Below are 17113 nucleotides of genomic sequence, written 5' to 3' on the forward strand. Positions count from 1 at the left end.
TGCATTCGTTGGGTCCGCGAGTTCGTTTGCTTGTCGCCGGCAGTATCGGTAGTCGCCCGATTCCGTCGACCGGTCGCACCGATTGTTACGCGTCGGTCGTCTTGTCGACTTCGCCGTCGAGTCCGCGTTCGCCACCGGATTCGCCGTCGCCGGTCGATCGGTTTCGAGCGTAGAGGTACGCGCCGCCAGCACCGCCGGCGAGTGCCGCCGCCGGGCCGAAGCCTGGGGTTTCGTCCTCGTCCGATCCGGACTCGTCGTCTCCGTCGCCGTTGTCTGATTCTTCACCGAGCACCGCCGACGCGCTCACGTCTGATTTCAGTTTGAAGTGATCGTACCCGTCCGAGGCCGGCACGTCGAACTCGTAGTCCCACGAGTCCTGATCCGGCTCGTAGCTTCCGAACAGTCGGGCGACCGGCTCGTCGACATCCTCGAGCAGGTCGACCAGCGCGGCTTCGTCGAAGGTTACGTCGACCGCCTCCCCGTCGCTATCTGCCGATTCGGCGTCGACGTCCGCGCCCGTTCGAATCGCGACTCGGAACGAATCCTCGACGACCTCGTCCGCGCCATCGGGTACGTCTACGGTGAGGGTGATCTCGTCGCTTTCGTCGCCATCTCCGGTCCCCTCAACTGCGGCGGAATCGACTGCCTCGTCGACGCGGTTCATCCGATTCTCCCGCTCGGGGGCGACCGGCTCGTCCTCGGCCTCGAGTTCCTCTAACACGTGCGGGCCCTGGAACTGGCCGGTCTCGAGGACGACCTCGGCTTCCGAGAGGGTCAGCGAGTTGCCGATCGTGTAGTCGTTGTGCGCGAGATAGTACGTCTCGTCGCTGTCGACGGGTTCGCCGCCAACGAAAACGTTGTCCACCCAGACGTCGTCCTCGTGTCCGGACCACTCGTAGGAGACGCCCGACACCTGGATTGCGGGTTGTGCACCGAAATCCGGGTCCGGCAACGGCCGGATCTCCTCCTCGAGGTAGTCGACGACCTGCTGGCCGGTTACCTCGAGGACTTCGATCGTGTTGGGGAACGGAAGCGTGTCCATGACGGCCGTTCCCGGGATTTCGCCGGGGCCGTACGTCGAGTCGCCGCGGATCCCGCCGCCGTTCTGGGCGGCGATATCGACCTCGATGTCGTCGGTTTCGCCGACGGTTCGCATCGCGTCGGTCATCAGGTTCCCCCAGTTGGTCTCGATCGCGTAGTTGTCGAACGTCGCGTTGAGTTCGACCTCGCTCTCGAAGGCCGTCTGGCCGAGTTCGTCCTCGAGTTCCTCGGTCCACTCTTCGGTCAGATCGGCGAGGTACTCGTCTTCCTCGATATCCGCGAGGTTGCGAGCGCTGATCTCGTCGTACTCGTCGACTTCGGGCGTGGGATCGGCACCCTCGGGAAGCAAATCGGTTCGTTGCCAGTCGACGAGGTCGCCGTCGGCGTCGAGCGTGATCGAGCCGACGTGGTCGAACTCGTCGCCGAACTCGCTGATTATCGTCCCGTCTTCGATGGCGGGCTCCTCGAGGACGACGCCCGAATGCGAGCCGACGATGGCGTCGAGACCGTCGACTTCGGAGGCGAGCGTGTAGTGGACGCCCGTCGAGACGTGCGACGCGAGAACGACGATGTCTGCGCCCTCGTCGCGAAGCGCGTCGACCGCTTCCTGCGATCCCTCGACATAGCCCAGCACTTCCCACTCCTCGGGATAGTCCGTCAGCGAGTGGAACGTCTCCGAGACGAGTCCGAAGACGCCGATCGTCAGGTCGCCCTCCTCTATCGTGATCCAGCGTTCGGTTCCCGGGACGGCCTCGCCCTCATCGTCGAGCAAGTTCGCGACGACCCACGGGAACTCGCTTTCCTCGAATCGTTCGGTCGCCACGTCCGCACCGAAATCGTACTCGTGATTCCCGACGCCATCCGCATCGATGTCCATGTAATTGAGCGCCTCGACCATGTGTTCGCCCTCGTACTCGAGGCCGAGCATCGACGGCGCGAAGTCGTCGCCGTTCCCCAAAAACAGCGCGTTGTCTTCGTCCTCGAGCACGTCCTGGACGACGGTATAGTAGCGCGCGATGTTCAGTTCGCCCTCCTCGGCGTCCTGAAACCGGCCGTGAAAGTGCGTATCGTGGACGATCGTTACCGTTTCGTCGTCTTCCTCGGCTCCGACAGTCGTGCTCGCGCTAATGGGAACCAGACTAGCGAGAGAGGCCCCTGCGGTCGCGCCGAGGAACCGACGGCGAGTGCTATCGGTGACATTCTCGGTCTGGATGAAATCCGTTCGTTTGTCGTGACTATTACCGTCCGATGACTGTTTGGTCATAGTCACACACTGCGAAAGCACCAACTAATAGGTTTCTACTATTCGAATAAGTCTACTCTAATAAGCTATGCTGATGCATATATGCAAACGTTGTCGGAGAGAAAAGTTGTCAAACCAGGTCTTCTCCCCACCGGTGATCGTCGTACGTCCGATCCTGCGTCGTCTCGAAACTGTCCTCCAGACTCTCCCGAAGTGACCGTTTTTCCGTATTGCTGATCCGGGCAAGTTCGTCCGCCTTGTCGATGATCGTCGGCGGCCCGTGGGCGATAGCCACGTCTTGGAGGACTTGCATCGTCAGCCGTTCTCGAATCTCCGGATCACGGGTGAACGCGTACGGTGCTTCGATTCGGTAGAGAAGATCGTCTCGAGGGTCGTAGAGGACGAAGAACGTGACCTCGTAGTTCTCGTGTGACAGGTTCCGTTCGACGCGGAGTGCGTCGCCGTCGACCGAGAGCGGACGATCGACGCCCCCTCGAGAACGGAACCAGTTGGTGTAGGTCAACGAGGAGGTGTCTCGCTCCCAGCGATCACCCTCGACATCGTCGACGTACTCTCCGCGCTCGAGAATTCGAGTGAACATCGCGGAGTCGTCGGCCCAGGGAACGTCGAGTCCGACGTCTCCTTCTTTTCGTTTCTTCCGCTTGAGCGTCCGCGTTATCACGCGCGTCGCGGGGTTCTTGACGAATCCCATCAGCGGAACCTCGCGCTCGAGGAAGGTCTCGACCAGTCGAACGTAGTTTTCGAGCACCGTCGTCGGTCGGGGATCCTCGAGCAGGAAGTCCGCGAGGTCGGGGTGCTGGTCGGCCCAGCGAAGCAGGCCGCGGGGGTACAACGGCCCGTCGAGGACGAGCAGATCCGAAACCTTCGGGGCGTGTTCGCGAGCGTGCTCGCTCTCGGCGAGATACAGTGCAAGCGCGTGGACAACGCCTTCGGCGAACCGTGGAAGCGGCGGCACCTTCACCGCGCGCGAGCGGCTGTACCCGCCGTCGAACTTGTCCCACCGATCGTCGACTCGAGCGGTCTCGTCGTTGGAGTGGACCGTTGCGACGACGGTCCGAGAGCGGTGCAGATCGAGATCGCTCGGGGTCGCGCTCATCGCGGCCTGTGCGATGTCGATGACGAGCCCGTTTTTGAACGTCGTCGGATTGATCGTCCCAGCGTCGAGACCGTGCTGGGTCGGAAACGGACGATCGCGGAGCGCCACGTCCTCGCAGTCGACGAGTTGCTTTCGAACCTCGTCGATCGGCTCGAGGATCGTCCGTCCGTCGGCGTTCAATGGGTCCAGAAACGAGTCCCAGACGGTCTCGGCGAACTCCCGGTGGTCCCGTTCGTCGGCACCGTGGTCGATCCGCCGCGCGAGTCGCGCGATGCCGTCGAAGTGAACCGGATCGAGCGTCATGACCGACCCCACCGATCCCACCCGCAAAAATCCCGCGATCGGTCCGAACCGCGAGAACCTCCGGGGTGCTCGAGCGGTTCACTCGAGACCGGGTAAATTATTATCAGAAAACGTATATGACTTGCCGTGGATAACTCTGATACCCGATGTCCAAGCGAGGAATTCGGAGCGCCGAACCGGAGTCACCGGCGATCAACTGGCACCAATCCGAAAACGGAGTAACGATCCGCGACGAGGAAAACCCCGACGCATGGGTCCACATGGAGTTCGAGGCGGGCGTCCCGCCGGAGCATCGACTCTTCATGATCTGTGACGATTGCGGGGCGGTGTTCGCCCAGCGGAGCAAGCCCGGACGGGGGACCGTCTGCGGTGAATGTGGGGCGAAGTACGATCACGAATGAGTTTTTTCTGATACGTTGAGTGCGTCGACGATTTTTCGTGCCGCCCCGCAGTGAACGACAGCTAGATACGGCGGGACCCGTTCCACTCGCACATGAACGCGGCACTGATCGTCCTCGACGGCTGGGGACTCGGTGATGACGACGACGGAAGAAACGCAGTCGAGGCGGCCCACACCCCCGTGTTCGATCGACTCTCGAGAACGGGAGCGGCGGGCAGCCTCGAGGTCGCCGGACGGCGCGTCGGCTTGCCGGACGGACAGATGGGAAACAGCGAGGTCGGCCATCTCAACATCGGCGCGGGGCGGGTCGTTTACCAGGAGTACACCCGAATCTCGGACGCCATCGACGACGGCTCGTTCCGCGAGAACGACGCGATCAACGCGGCCTTCGACCACGCCCGCGACAGTGGCGGACGCGTGCACTTTCTCGGACTCGTCAGCGACGGCGGGGTTCACTCCGATCAGGAGCACCTCCACGCGCTGATCGAACTCGCCGCGGATCGGGACGTCGAGGCGGTTACCCACGCGATCACGGACGGGCGGGATACTTCTCCGACCGGCGGAAGGGGATACTTCGCGGCGCTCGAGGACGCGATCGATAGCCACGGGACGGGTGATGTGGCGACGGTCACCGGGCGGTACTACGCGATGGACCGCGACCAAAATTGGGAGCGGACCAAGCGCGCCTACGACGCGATCGTTTCCCGCGAGGCCGACTACGAGGCCGACTCGGCGGTCGAAGCCGTCGAGGCGTCCTACGAACGGGGAGAAACCGACGAGTTCGTCGAGCCGACGGTAATCGCCGGCGAACCGGTGCTCGAGGACGGGGACTCGGTCGTCTGGTTTAATTTCCGATCCGATCGCGCTCGCCAGCTCACGCGGATGCTCGCCGATATCCGTCCGGAGTGGGACTTTGAGACGAATCCGCCCGAGATCGAACTGGTCACGATGACCGAGTACGACGAGACGTTCGACCAGCCGATCGCGTTCCCACCGAACCAGCCCGAACAGGTGCTCGGCGAAGTGCTCGCCGACGCGGGGATGAGTCAGCTTCGCATGGCCGAATCCGAGAAGTACGCCCACGTCACCTACTTCTTAAACGGCGGTCGCGAGGTCGAGTTCGACGGCGAGCACAGGGAAATTATCGAGAGTCCGGACGTGTCGACGTACGACCACCAACCCGAAATGAGCGCGCCCGAGGTGACCGACACGGCGATCGAGACGATCCGGAGCGAGGATCCCGACGTGCTCGTGCTCAACTACGCCAATCCCGACATGGTGGGCCACACCGGCGACTACCGCGCCGCCGTCGAAGCGGTCGAAGCCGTCGACACCGAACTGGGTCGGCTCGTCGAGGCGCTCGAGGACCAGGGCGCACACGTTCTCATTACCGCCGATCACGGCAACGCCGACGATATGGGAACCGAAGAACGGCCGCACACGGCACACACCTACAATCTCGTGCCCTTCCTCTACGTCGGCCCCGACGGAAGCGACGACGGACGGACGGTTCGCGAGGGCGGCACCCTCGCGGACATCGCCCCGACGATGCTCGAGCTGATCGGCATTAATCAGCCGCCGGAGATGACAGGCGCGAATCTGCTGGAGTAGCGGCGATCGCTGTTTTTTCGGTCGATTCGAACCAACGAGTTACCGCCGGATCGAGTCTGCCCAGGGTCGATTCAGCGCCGGGTCGAGTCAACGCGAGGTCGATTCGCGCGACGTATCTACCGCGCCGATCGCCGCACAGCCGAGTTCGATCACGTCTTGCTCGAGATCGCTTTTCCGAAGCTCTTCGCGCGAGTACCAGTCCCAGGCGTCGACATCGGCTTCGTCGGGGCCCGGATCGATCTCTCGACTCGAGACACTGGCGAAAAAGATGTGGTCGATATGCTGGTGGCCAACGGTGCCGTCGTGGACGTTGACGTCGTAGAGCATTTGACGGCGAGGCTGAGGGAGGCTCCGACCGGAACCGCCCTCGAGTGACTCCTGCTCTCGGAGGATCGTCGGCTCGAGACCGGTCTCCTCTATGCACTCTCGGATCGCGGCTTCGTGGGGCAGTTCGTCGCGGTCGATGTGTCCGCCGGGCGGGATCCGTTTCCCGATCCGTTCGTGCTGATGGAGCGCGGTCGCATCGTCGTTGACCACGTAGGTGGTCACCGTGAAGTGGCGGGTCGTTTCCATGCTCGAGTGGCGGGCACCGAACGATGAAAGTCGCTCCGATCGACGAGTTCCTCGGGAGAAGGTGCTGTGTGAACATTCATCAGGGAGAACGAATCACACGTAATATTATAGTAGCAGCGTCTAAATCGCTTCGTATGAGCAATCAGGATTCGATGATGGCGGAAGAAGACGAGGCGTTTACCCGTGAAGCAACGTATATTATGATCGTCTGGACGATCGTCGTCGTCGCGGCGGGAGTCCTCTTAGTACTGATGCGAGATCCGCTCGCCGCCATTTTCGCGTTCTCGGGTCTCGGGCTGTGATCGTAGACTGATCGACGTCGCGGATTACCGACGGTGGTCGTGTGGGACGAGAAGCAATTACTCCGGGGATGGGCGTCCGGTTTCGGCTCACGACTAGGTTTACCGTTCTCCGGAGTTCCCCAACCCGCGGGAATTCACGGCAACGTTTTCCTTTCTACTGCGATAACAGGTTCGTATGGGTGAAGATTCCAACGACCACCAGTTTGCGACGAACAGCATTCACGCGGGCCAGGAACCAGATCCGACGACAGGAGCCAGAGCGCCGCCGATCTATCAGACGACCTCATACGTCTTCGACGACACCGAACACGCCGCGAACCTGTTCGGGTTAGAGGAGTTCGGCAACATCTACTCGCGGATCATGAACCCGACGAACGCGATGTTAGAAGAGCGCATCGCAACCCTCGAGGGCGGCGTCGGGGCGCTCGCGACCGCATCCGGGATGGCATCGTTCGACCTCGCGACGTTCATCTTAGCCGAGGTCGGCGACAACATCGTCTCGGCGTCGGCGCTGTACGGCGGCACCTACACCTATCTCACGCACACCGTCGCAAAGCGTGGCATCGAGACGAAGTTCGTCGACACGCTCGATTATGAGGCCTACGAGGAGGCGATCGACGACGACACCGCGTTCGTCCACCTCGAGACGATCGGCAACCCAGCGCTCGTCACGCCCGACATCGAACGCGTCGCGGAGATCGCCCACGAGAACGACGTGCCGCTGTTCGTCGACAATACGTTCGCGACGCCGCATCTCTGTCGGCCCCTCGAACACGGCGCGGATCTCGTCTGGAACTCGACGACGAAGTGGCTCACCGGCGCCGGCTCGACCGTCGGTGGCGTGCTCATCGACGGCGGCAGTTTCCCCTGGGACGAGGGCGACTACCCAGAACTCACCGAACCGAACCCGGCCTACCACGGGATCAACTTCCACGAGACCTTCGGCGAGCAAGCGTTCGCAATCGCGGCTCGAACGCGCGGCCTGCGGGATTTAGGCAACCAGCAGTCGCCGTTCGACGCCTGGGTTACCCTCCAAAAGCTCGAGTCGTTGCCGCTTCGCATGGAGAAACACTCCGAGAACGCCCAGATCGTCGCCGAATATCTCGAGGACCACGAGAAGGTTTCTTGGGTCAACTACCCGGGTCTCGAAAGCCACGAGACGCACGAAAACGCCAGCAAGTACCTCGAGGGGGGATACGGCGGGATGATTACCTTCGGTCTCGAGGATGGCTATGAGGCGGCCGAAACCGTCTGCAACGAGGTCGATCTCGCGAGCCTGCTGGCCAACGTCGGCGACGCGAAGACGCTGATTATCCATCCCGCGAGTACGACCCACCAGCAACTCACCGAGGAGGAGAAATTAGCGAGCGGCACCACGGACGACCTCGTCCGAATCTCGGTCGGGATCGAAGACGTCGAAGACGTGATCGCGGATCTCGAGCAGGCGATCGACCAGGTCTAACCTCTTTCGCTCGATCCGTTCGGTGACAGGGGACGGCTGTCCCGACGCTCACGGAAAGCCACCGTCATTAAGGTCACGGAGAACTACCCCTCTGGTATGGCCACAGGGCTACTCACGTCCGACACGTCGAACCAGATCGTAACGACTGCCCGGACAGCCATCGGCGATAGCTTGCGCTCGGTCACCTACTTCACGAAAGACGACTTCGAGCAGTTATACCTTCGTGAGGATCTCGAGCGCGACGCGGACCTCTCGACGTTTATCGGCCACGAGTGGCGCGGCTTCAAAACCGCCCAAACGGCCTACGAGGGGTCGGAACTCGGCGATTATAACTACACGATTCGCGTCTTCGACAACGGATTTCTCATCCGCGTGACGAACGACCGCGAGGGATTCCTCGCCACCACGGACGGCCTCACAGTCAAGGACTTCGAAGAAGTCGCGACCGCGCTCGGAACGTTCCTCGAGGAACGAGCGCTCTCCTAGTTCAATCGGCGTTCCGTCCCGGTTTTGAAACGGGGGTATCAACATCCTTCGCCTCGGTTTCGGCTCTCGAGCCGATCGGCAGTCCGGAACCGATCTCGGCGTCGAGACCGAGCAATCTGGCGAATCGACGACGTTCTGCTTCGTATCTATCCATACTCATGCCGCCGACAAACGACAACAACGGTTGTAGTTATGGATCGCGTTCGCCTCGAGAAGGAGCGGGTTTCTCAGGGAAAACGGTTCGAAACGGTCCGAAACAGTCAGGATAGGGAAACAATCGTGTACGGATAGCTCCCAAATCCCCACCACAGCGTAACACCCTTTTTCGCCACGCCCGTTCGTCGGGATAATGACCGACCAACCGCCCGCCGTCGAGCGCGAACTCGAGTCTCACGACGCGTTTACGCCCCGAGACGATGGGGACGGACACCAACTCGAAACGACCGTCTTCGAGACGATCGTCACGGCCGACGAGGGCGAGGGAAAGCGCGACGGGAAGTTCCACGTCACAATCTCCGTTCCCACGCTCTCGGCCGCGACGAACGACGACGCCGGCCCTTCGGTCGATCAGATCGTCGAAGACGGCTGGTTCGAAACCCTCGAGCGTCGACTCGAGGATACCTTCTCGCTCGCCCACACGAGCACCCACGAAGAACCCACGCTCGAGCGCGGTTCGGACGAGGTCCGCGTGATTCTCGAGTACGTCGCCTGGGACGCCGGTGAGGGCGTCGAAGACGCGAAAACGCTAATCGAGTACGTCGAGGGAACCTACGCCCAGGGGATCGTCCCGGGCTACGAGTACGAGGGAGAGGCAGCGGCGTTGCTCGAGAACGCCCAGAGTCAAGGACAACAGGCAGCAGACGGGAACGGAGAGAGTGGCGGCATGCCGATGTAGATCAGCGAAATCAGCGAAGAGGAAGACATCGAAAAGCTGTGGCCGGGAGTGCGACTCGAGGAACTCGAGAGCCGCACGACTCACTGTCAGGGCACACTCTGACAAGCCCTGCTTCACTTTGTTCAGCAGGACTACGGAAGAGCACGCTCTTCTGAGGGTTTCAGTCGATAGTAGCGCGGTTTCTTTATTCAGAATTACACCTGAAACTGAATCGGACAGTTCGGTCACTACACGTGCTTATCGAGCGGCAGAATATATATCAAATACAAGTGATGTTCACAGAAGAGTGCTGAATACAGAGCGCGAATGTTGTACGAGATTCGGCTCGATTTGTGGAGGTAGTGATCGCTCAGTATAGGCGAAGGCGTTACCGTGTGGAACATTAACCGAGAATCTATTAACACGGTGAGAGCAACTGAGAGAGATAAGTCTCTCACTCTCGCTTTCGCCGGATTAGCGGAGAACGTACTCGTAGTCCCCAATATTCCAACTCGGCGATGAAACTAGCAGTGCCGAGAGCAATGAGAGGACACAACGTCAGAATCCTCCGCCAGTGATGAGTTTAGCGAAGTCTTGGATAGACAGAATCGCTAGGATAACCGCGAGTAGTACAAGCAGTGCATTGACGCTGTTTAGCGTTTTCGAATTGGTGTACTCGCCCATCGTCTCGCGGTCGTTAACCGCCCAGAACAACAGGATGGCTGCGACCGGCAGCGCGAAGATTCCGTTGTACATCGGAAACAGGATCACCATGTCGACGACCGACAGATCTAGCCACCAGCTCACCAGTGGCGAGAACACGCCGATCCCGGTCAGTCCTGCGAACAGGACGTTGAACAACCGATCTCCCTTTTGAACCGAGTAGCCCGCAGCTTGCGGAATGATATAGGCTGGCGTCCACATGATCGGGATAATACTGTTGAACGCCGCGGCGATCACGCCGCCGACGAACAGTACCATCGCCCACGTTCCAAGTACTTCAACCAGCGCCTCGCCCGGCGTGATGAACGACTCGAGTTCAGTGTAGCCCATCGGGCGCAGTAATGCTGCTGCGGTGATCAGGATTGCGACCGTCGTGATCCCGCCGACGGTATAGCCGATCGCCAAGTCCGTCCGAACCTCCGGGAGGTCGCTCTCGTCAGTCCAACCCTTGGTATGGACGAGAATCGATTCCAGGAAGAAGTTCGGCCACAGTGCGGTCGTACCGAGCAGCCCAGCTGCCATCGCCAGCGCACCCAACGTGTCAGTTCCCGGAACGAATCCGGTCGTCACACTGCTTGGATCAGCTCCGCTCGGCAGGGCAACGATCACGAAAATGACCATCAGCGAGAACATCATTGCGATCATCATGTTTTCGACGGTGTCGTAGCGCAACAGTCCGACACCGATCGCAGCGAACGTCGTAAGTACGGCGATGGGCTGCCAGGTGACGGCGCCCCCGAGCAAGAAGGAGAGACCAGCGCCGACCGCGGCGACCAGTCCGAGCGTCCAGGCGACACAGCCAATCGACAGGAAGAGTGCGATCGTTGTTGCCAGTGGCCGGCCCAGTTTTTCGCGGGTAAACACCATCAGCGATGTTCCGTGGATGCCCAGCCGAGCGCTCATGTCTTGGGCAATAAATCCGAGTAACGCTGCCCCCACGGCAGCCCAGAGCAGCGTGTATCCGTGCATGACGCCAGCTTGGCTGGCAATGAACACCGAGCCAGAGCCGAAGTAACTGGCGACCATCACGAACGCCAGCCCGTACTTCTGAGTGAATCTGGTTACGTCCTGAAACGGAGTGAAGTTCGTACTCATACGCTGTTACTGGTTTTCCAACGGTCGATACGCAACAACGAGTGGAATCCAATACAAGCCCACGTTCTTCCTCGAAACCGTACGTTCTGTGATATGATTGCATCTATCATAGCCATCGATTTAGTCAAATGTTTCGCCAATTTAGGCTGCCAGAACAGGCGTTTCTGGTACTACTTCGCGCATCTCCTGACGGGGCATTGGCAACTATCTTTACTGTAAACTGTTCTACTAGACTATCCGAATACCGACTAAAACGGAATTGGAATATGTATTGCTAGTTATCGAAGAGGAATAAACCTTGGCAATTAGTGGGTTTTTTCATACTAATCTGGTATAGCATAACGATTAAAATCATTGATCATTTGACGACAGTTCAAAGCCTACGACGACCAGAACACCGTGTATTTGCCCACGAACACGAGGTACGTCCCTTCATCAAGAATCGGGAATTTTCGTCGCCCCACAGGACATGGAACGCACGATTGGATGCTGTTCGCAGAGACTATACCGCGTTCGGGAGATGATTAGATAGAATGTTCGATTTTGCATTCGGTTTCCCGCTCATCATATTGCTTGTGGCGGTCGCGTTTCTCTCTGGTGTTGGAATCACAACAGTTGGGCCAGGAGGTATTTTTGTGACGATTTCCTTATATTCACTGACACCGCTTTCGTCGGGCACGGTTGCAGGAACTGCACATGCGACCTTCATTGCGACTGGTCTCGTCGGAAGTGCTGCGTACGTTCACTCTGGAGAGATGAAAACTGACGAAGCACGTGCGATGGCGCTTATACTCAGTCTCTCAAGTATTATTGGGGCCCTCATCGGCGCGTACGTGAACTCCTTCGTTCCGAGAACGATCTTCGGACTCCTGCTCGGTGTAGTTGCGATGGCGACCGGTATCACTATCGTCTATCGTGAACGGCGCGGTCTCAGTTCACTCTACCAGTTGGATGTGGCGAGACAAGAGGGGCAAGTCGTCCTCGGCGTCTTAGGATTCGCTCTCGGAATCACCAGCGGCTTATTAGGTGTCGGGGGCCCTGTGATCGCAGTGCCGGCACTGATCCTGATCGGCGTCCCGATGTTGCTGGCTCTTGCTGTCGCTCAGGTGCAATCGATCTTCATTGCAGCATTCGCAACCATAGGATACCTCTTCCAAGGCAACGTGTCGCTGCCAGTCGCAGCGTTAGTTGGCCTTCCGTTGCTCGCAGGCGTCGTTGTCGGGTGGAAAGTGGCTCACCTGGTCAACCCTGCGAAATTAAAAGTGGCATTGGGTATTGTCCTCATCGTCGTCGGGCCCTATCTCGCACTGTAGCCAACATCTGCTCAATACGCACGTATACTGATCAGCTGATTCAGCGCAGACTCTCTGGAACAAACTAAATCAGTTTGCTACAGCTACTCACTCTATTCAGCACGCGACTCTTGACAGTCAGTGGATATGCCGACAGCTCTGCTGGTAATGCTCTCACTCGTGCTGAACGCGAATTTCACGGGATACTCTGAATAAAGAAACCGGATTACTAACTACTGTTTTACCGAGCGACGGCACGCTGTCGGCGTCGCCGCCAGCGTGCCAGAGCGTGGTTCGAAAGACGCCGAGGCGTCTTTCGTCACTAAGCGGGATCGAAGATCCCGCGAGGTCGGCGAACCCTTCGGTTCGCTTGATCACGAGAGAGCTTAATGATCGAGAGAAGTATTGGGAACAGCTGTACGAGGGAGTACCACTACAGGCCCCAGCTGCCGATAAGTGGGGTAGACCCTATTCCCAGAACTTAGCTAATTCATTATGCTCTCTCGAACGACAGCCTAAAAGTTTGGTATGAAACTTCGTTCGCTCTTGAGTAGCACATTGTTGATGTAGAGCTGTCTTGCGATTCTATGCTAAACCAACCGAGAGTAGAACCCGGTCGCTTGGTCGTTAGACTGTTAGTCTCTGTTCCGACGCTTCCGTGGAGAACTGTATCAACAATCTCCTACGGAAGAGCGAACTTCGTTTTTAGTCCATCGCAATGTACGTCTGCGTATCCTCAACGCCGCTGATTCCCTGGATTTGGTTCGCCGCGATCTCCTTGACCGCCGCGGGCGTCTCGACCCTGGCTTTCGCGATGATATCGACGTCGCCGGCAACGATGTGGGCTGATTTGACGCCCTCGATCGTTTCGATGTTGTCCCGCAGTCGATCCGCCTCGCCCGTATTCGCCTTGACCATAATGAATGCTGTAACCATCAGTTGGCACCTCCAGTGTTCGCCTCCGTGTCTTCGGTCGTCGTTCCACTCTCGATATCCGCCCCCTGCTCTGCCTCCGCCCGGCCTTGAGTCTTGCCGACGACGATCTGGCGAACGTCGCTCAGCACCGCGAAATCCGCGAGTACGACCAGCCGATCACCCACCTCGAGCGATTCGTCGGCCGTCGGGATCTCGAGGTCGCCGTCGGTCTTGCCGAACGCGAGGACGGTCGAATCCGCGGGCAGTTGCAGTTCGCTGATCGTGTAGCCGTTGATCGGGGCCTCCTCGGTGATCGTCAACTCGACGACCTGCAGGTGCTGTGCGATGTCGGCGATGGCCCGAATCGTGCCGCCCAGCAGGGCGTTTTTCGCGCCCATCGCGCCGAGGCGTTCGGGGTAGATCACCTCGTCGACGACGTCGGCGTACTTCCGATAGATCCGCTCGCGGTACTCCTCGTCGATGCGCAAGATTGTGCGACAGCCGTAGTGGTCGGCGATCAGACACGCCGAGAAGTTGGCGTTCAGGTCGCCGGTCAGCGCACCGACGGCGTCGGCATCCTCGACGCCCGCCTTCTCGAGAAGCGTCTCTTGGGAGCCGTCGCCGTCGATGACGGTAAATCCCTGATTGCGGGCTCGATTAGCCGTGGCCTCGTCTCGTTCGATCAACGTCACCTCGTGGCCTTCCTCGCCCAGGACGCGGGCGGTGCGCAAGCCGACCCGTCCAGCCCCGATTATTACGAACCGCATGGACTGGGGTACGCTCGCCCCCGTGAATAAGTTTGCCCTGCGTTAGCGAATCACTCGGAGTGTCTGGAACGCTGTCCCATTTCGCCACGTTCGGCTCGTAAAACCTGTTGAACGCCCGACGATCAGGGTCGGGAGGATACGAAGGTGGTGGAGAAACTCGAGCGAGAATCGTCCGTCTCCCCCCGGACCGTCTTTCCCGAGCGGGCGCTTCGTTACGAAATCAGGACATCGGGCGGGCGATTGCTCGCGTTTCCGACGACCTGACTCACGCCGTTGTCGACGACCTGACAGCGGACAGTTCGTCCTCCCAGGGGCGTTCGATTCGGGCAAAGGCTTTAGTCGTGCCAGAGAGTACCACACCTCGAGCAATGGTTCACGCCTTCATCATGGTGAAGACGGCCGCCGGGAAATCCGAGCACCTGCTCGAGGAGATTCGAGGGCTCGAGCAGGTCGCGGAGGCCCACATCGTCGCCGGCACCTACGACATCATCGCCGAAGTCGACGTCCCCGAAGTCTACGACGTGTTACAGACGGCCTCCTCGGACGTGCAAGGCCTCGAGGGCGTGGCCGATACGAAGACGTACATCGGGATGGACTAATGAACGAAGTGTCACACCAAACTTTTGCTCTGCGGGCACGGCAAGCCGCGCCCTCGGCAAAACGTTGATGAAAAGCACCGGAAGACGTTCCAGTTCACTCCGTTCACGGGCTGCGACTTCCGAGCCTTCGTTCCCTCCGGTCACGAAGACACTCCTCTCCCCGCCGCTCACTGCGTTTGCTCTCGGTCGGTCGTCGGGCGGCGTGCCGCCCGACTGCTCGAGGGACCAGTGGTCCCCCACAGCTCAGAAGAGCGTGCTCTTCCGTAGTCCTGCTGAACAAAGTGAAGCAGGGCTTGGCAGAGTGTGCTCTGTCGGTGAGTCAGACGCCTCTCGAGTGCTCGAGGCGTGCTTTGCGGCTTCGCCGCTCCGCTTCGAGGTCCTGCGGACCTCGCAGCTCCCGGCCACAACACCCTGACCGCTTGTTCCTCGAGTTACCCTTCGAGCGCGTTCTCGAGAACGTTCTCGACCTGTTCGAGAACCGCTTCCGGTGACTGCGACGCATCGATTCGGACGAATCGGTTTGGGTTTTGGTCGATAAGTCGTTCGTAATTCTCTTGGACTGACTCGAGATACTCGGCGTGTTCGAACTTGTTCGTCGACCCGGCGCGAGCCGCGGCGGTTTCGGGATCGAGATCCAGATAGATCGTCAGGTCGGGGTCGATCGAAAACGCGCGGTGGATGCCGACGACGTACTCGAGGGGGCGGGTGATCTCACCCTCGAGGGTCGCCCCCTGGTAGGCGTACCGGGAGTCCGAATAGCGATCGGAAATCACGAGATCGCCCGACTCGAGGGCCGGTTCGATGATCCGCGAGAGATGATCCGCGTGGTCTGCGGTGTAAAGAAACAGTTCGGCGATCGAATCCGCGTCCTCGTCCTCGATCGAGCGATAGACGGCCTCGCCGTACCACGACCCCGTCGGGCCGGATGTCGGCTCCGTGGTGAACGTCGCGTCGGGATAGACGTCGTGGAGGGCCTCCCAGACCGTCGATTTCCCGCTTCCGTCCAATCCCTCGAGCGTGACGAGCATGTCCGGAGTTCGCGGCGGTGAATACAATAATCCTCCGAGACGGTCGCGGCCGCACGCTCTTCGAGTACGGTCGAGAACGCACCCTGAACTCGAGGGAAACCTGTGTAGGCGACCGACTTTTATTCATTCGAGCCCACATATCGCCTATGAACGTCCTCGTCACCGGCGGAACCGGGTTCATCGGGACGAATCTGTGCGAAGAACTCGCGAGTCGCGGCCACGACGTGACCGCACTGTCGCGGCGTCCGGGCGACGACTCGCTCCCCGCAGGGGTCGACGTCGCGATGGGCGACGTCAGCGCGTACGACTCGATCGCGGATACCGTCGCCGAACACGACGCAGTGGTCAACCTCGTTGCGCTCTCGCCGCTGTTCCAGCCCAACGGTGATACGAGCCACGAGGAGGTCCACCTCGAGGGAACGAAAAACCTCGTTCGCGCCGCAGAGGAGGGCGACACCGGTAGGTTCGTTCAGATGAGCGCGCTCGACGCCCATCCTCACGCCGAAACAGCCTACCTCCGGACGAAAGGGCGTGCCGAGGAGGTCATCCGGGATTCGACACTCGAGTGGACGATCTTCCGGCCCTCGGTCGTCTTCGGCGACGGAGCGGAGTTCGTCGAGTTCACGAAGACGCTGACAACGCCGTATGTGACCGGACTGCCGGGCGGCGGGAAAACGCCGTTCCAGCCGATCTGGGTCGAGGATCTCGTTCCGATGCTGGCCGATGCCGTCGAAGACGACGAACACGTTGGCCAGACCTACGAGATCGGCGGCCCTGACGTATACACCTTAGCGGAGGTGACGAAACTCGCCTACGAGGCCGACGGCAGATCCGTCGCGGTCCTCCCGATCCCGACGGCGCTTGCGAACGTCGGGCTCTCCGCGGTCGGCCCCGTTCCGTTCGTCCCGTTCGGACCGGATCAGGCTCGAGCGCTCGAAATAGACAACACCGTATCGGAGAACGACATTTCGGCGTTCGGAGTCGACGAAGCCGAACTCAGGACTCTTCCGGATTATCTCGGCGTGAACGCGAGAGATCCGGAGCGAACTGCGTCGGTTTCGTAACTGCGGTTGTGGTCCGTTGGCCCGAATATCATGGTGTTTGTTAACACACCATGCCGCCCAAAGATTAATATAAAGATTTGATCTCAGGGCCAATGAAACTGTTTTATCTTTGCAATAACTCCCTTGAACCCTGCTCCCGTCTTGCGTTTTTATCGAATAGTTTGAATCCGTGAAACTCACACCAACACAAGCTTTATATCCCTGATTGCTCTGATTTC

General features: G+C 59.8%; 17 protein-coding genes. 9 read left to right on the plus strand and 8 right to left on the minus strand.

Annotated features, from left to right (window positions below; genetic code table 11):
- Positions 1-85: 85 nt before the first annotated feature.
- Both ACYQ14_RS07015 and ACYQ14_RS07020 read right to left on the minus strand, forming a co-directional pair.
- The gene (locus tag ACYQ14_RS07015; RefSeq protein WP_459886404.1) at positions 86-2305 is read right to left on the minus strand and encodes a bifunctional metallophosphatase/5'-nucleotidase; all 2220 of its coding nucleotides are present in this window, start codon (positions 2303-2305) and stop codon (positions 86-88) included.
- A 109-nt stretch (positions 2306-2414) separates the two neighbouring features.
- A complete protein-coding gene (locus tag ACYQ14_RS07020) occupies positions 2415-3704 on the minus strand; it encodes a DNA double-strand break repair nuclease NurA (protein ID WP_459886407.1) in 1290 nt (429 codons plus the stop codon).
- A 146-nt stretch (positions 3705-3850) separates the two neighbouring features.
- Between ACYQ14_RS07020 and ACYQ14_RS07025 the strand changes: the two genes are divergently transcribed.
- Complete coding sequence (locus tag ACYQ14_RS07025; RefSeq protein WP_459886409.1) at positions 3851-4105, plus strand: hypothetical protein; 255 nt, start codon at positions 3851-3853, stop codon at positions 4103-4105.
- A gap of 92 nt (positions 4106-4197) precedes the next feature.
- A complete protein-coding gene (gene gpmI / locus ACYQ14_RS07030) occupies positions 4198-5715 on the plus strand; it encodes a 2,3-bisphosphoglycerate-independent phosphoglycerate mutase (RefSeq protein ID WP_459886412.1) in 1518 nt (505 codons plus the stop codon).
- Between the two features lie 87 nt (positions 5716-5802).
- Here gpmI and ACYQ14_RS07035 read toward each other — a convergent pair whose 3' ends face one another.
- A complete protein-coding gene (locus ACYQ14_RS07035; protein WP_459886415.1) occupies positions 5803-6288 on the minus strand; it encodes an NUDIX hydrolase in 486 nt (161 codons plus the stop codon).
- A gap of 134 nt (positions 6289-6422) precedes the next feature.
- Between ACYQ14_RS07035 and ACYQ14_RS07040 the strand changes: the two genes are divergently transcribed.
- From ACYQ14_RS07040 to ACYQ14_RS07050, 3 genes are all read left to right on the plus strand, one after another.
- The gene (locus ACYQ14_RS07040; RefSeq protein ID WP_459886417.1) at positions 6423-6590 is read left to right on the plus strand and encodes a hypothetical protein; all 168 of its coding nucleotides are present in this window, start codon (positions 6423-6425) and stop codon (positions 6588-6590) included.
- Positions 6591-6765: 175 nt separating this feature from the next.
- Positions 6766-8052, plus strand: a complete 1287-nt coding sequence (locus ACYQ14_RS07045; protein WP_459886420.1) for an O-acetylhomoserine aminocarboxypropyltransferase/cysteine synthase family protein — start codon at positions 6766-6768, stop codon at positions 8050-8052.
- A 96-nt stretch (positions 8053-8148) separates the two neighbouring features.
- On the plus strand, positions 8149-8538 hold the full coding sequence (locus tag ACYQ14_RS07050) for a DUF7522 family protein (RefSeq protein WP_459886423.1): 390 nt from the start codon (positions 8149-8151) through the stop codon (positions 8536-8538).
- Position 8539: 1 nt separating this feature from the next.
- Here ACYQ14_RS07050 and ACYQ14_RS07055 read toward each other — a convergent pair whose 3' ends face one another.
- Positions 8540-8698 (minus strand): hypothetical protein, encoded by a 159-nt coding sequence (locus tag ACYQ14_RS07055; RefSeq protein ID WP_283834734.1) that lies wholly within the window; start codon positions 8696-8698, stop codon positions 8540-8542.
- Between the two features lie 189 nt (positions 8699-8887).
- Between ACYQ14_RS07055 and ACYQ14_RS07060 the strand changes: the two genes are divergently transcribed.
- Positions 8888-9433 (plus strand): DUF5813 family protein, encoded by a 546-nt coding sequence (locus ACYQ14_RS07060; protein ID WP_459886426.1) that lies wholly within the window; start codon positions 8888-8890, stop codon positions 9431-9433.
- A gap of 537 nt (positions 9434-9970) precedes the next feature.
- On the opposite strand, the gene ACYQ14_RS07065 is transcribed toward ACYQ14_RS07060, so the two are convergent.
- Positions 9971-11230, minus strand: coding sequence for an Nramp family divalent metal transporter (locus ACYQ14_RS07065; RefSeq protein ID WP_459886429.1), 1260 nt, complete (start codon positions 11228-11230; stop codon positions 9971-9973).
- A 533-nt stretch (positions 11231-11763) separates the two neighbouring features.
- Here ACYQ14_RS07065 and ACYQ14_RS07070 point away from each other — a divergent pair.
- Complete coding sequence (locus tag ACYQ14_RS07070; protein ID WP_459886432.1) at positions 11764-12543, plus strand: sulfite exporter TauE/SafE family protein; 780 nt, start codon at positions 11764-11766, stop codon at positions 12541-12543.
- Positions 12544-13227: 684 nt separating this feature from the next.
- On the opposite strand, the gene ACYQ14_RS07075 is transcribed toward ACYQ14_RS07070, so the two are convergent.
- A complete protein-coding gene (locus tag ACYQ14_RS07075) occupies positions 13228-13458 on the minus strand; it encodes an Lrp/AsnC family transcriptional regulator (RefSeq protein WP_283834737.1) in 231 nt (76 codons plus the stop codon).
- On the minus strand, positions 13458-14204 hold the full coding sequence (locus ACYQ14_RS07080; protein WP_459886434.1) for a potassium channel family protein: 747 nt from the start codon (positions 14202-14204) through the stop codon (positions 13458-13460). The genes ACYQ14_RS07075 and ACYQ14_RS07080 overlap by 1 nt, the downstream gene beginning before the upstream one ends.
- 368 nt (positions 14205-14572) lie before the next feature.
- On the opposite strand from ACYQ14_RS07080, the gene ACYQ14_RS07085 reads away from it, so the two are divergent.
- The gene (locus ACYQ14_RS07085; protein ID WP_283834739.1) at positions 14573-14803 is read left to right on the plus strand and encodes an Lrp/AsnC ligand binding domain-containing protein; all 231 of its coding nucleotides are present in this window, start codon (positions 14573-14575) and stop codon (positions 14801-14803) included.
- A gap of 431 nt (positions 14804-15234) precedes the next feature.
- Here ACYQ14_RS07085 and tmk read toward each other — a convergent pair whose 3' ends face one another.
- A complete protein-coding gene (gene tmk / locus ACYQ14_RS07090) occupies positions 15235-15831 on the minus strand; it encodes a dTMP kinase (RefSeq protein WP_459886436.1) in 597 nt (198 codons plus the stop codon).
- A 146-nt stretch (positions 15832-15977) separates the two neighbouring features.
- On the opposite strand from tmk, the gene ACYQ14_RS07095 reads away from it, so the two are divergent.
- A complete protein-coding gene (locus tag ACYQ14_RS07095; RefSeq protein ID WP_459886439.1) occupies positions 15978-16895 on the plus strand; it encodes a complex I NDUFA9 subunit family protein in 918 nt (305 codons plus the stop codon).
- The last annotated feature ends 218 nt before the right edge of the window (positions 16896-17113 follow it).

This window comes from Halostagnicola bangensis (assembly GCF_054653435.1).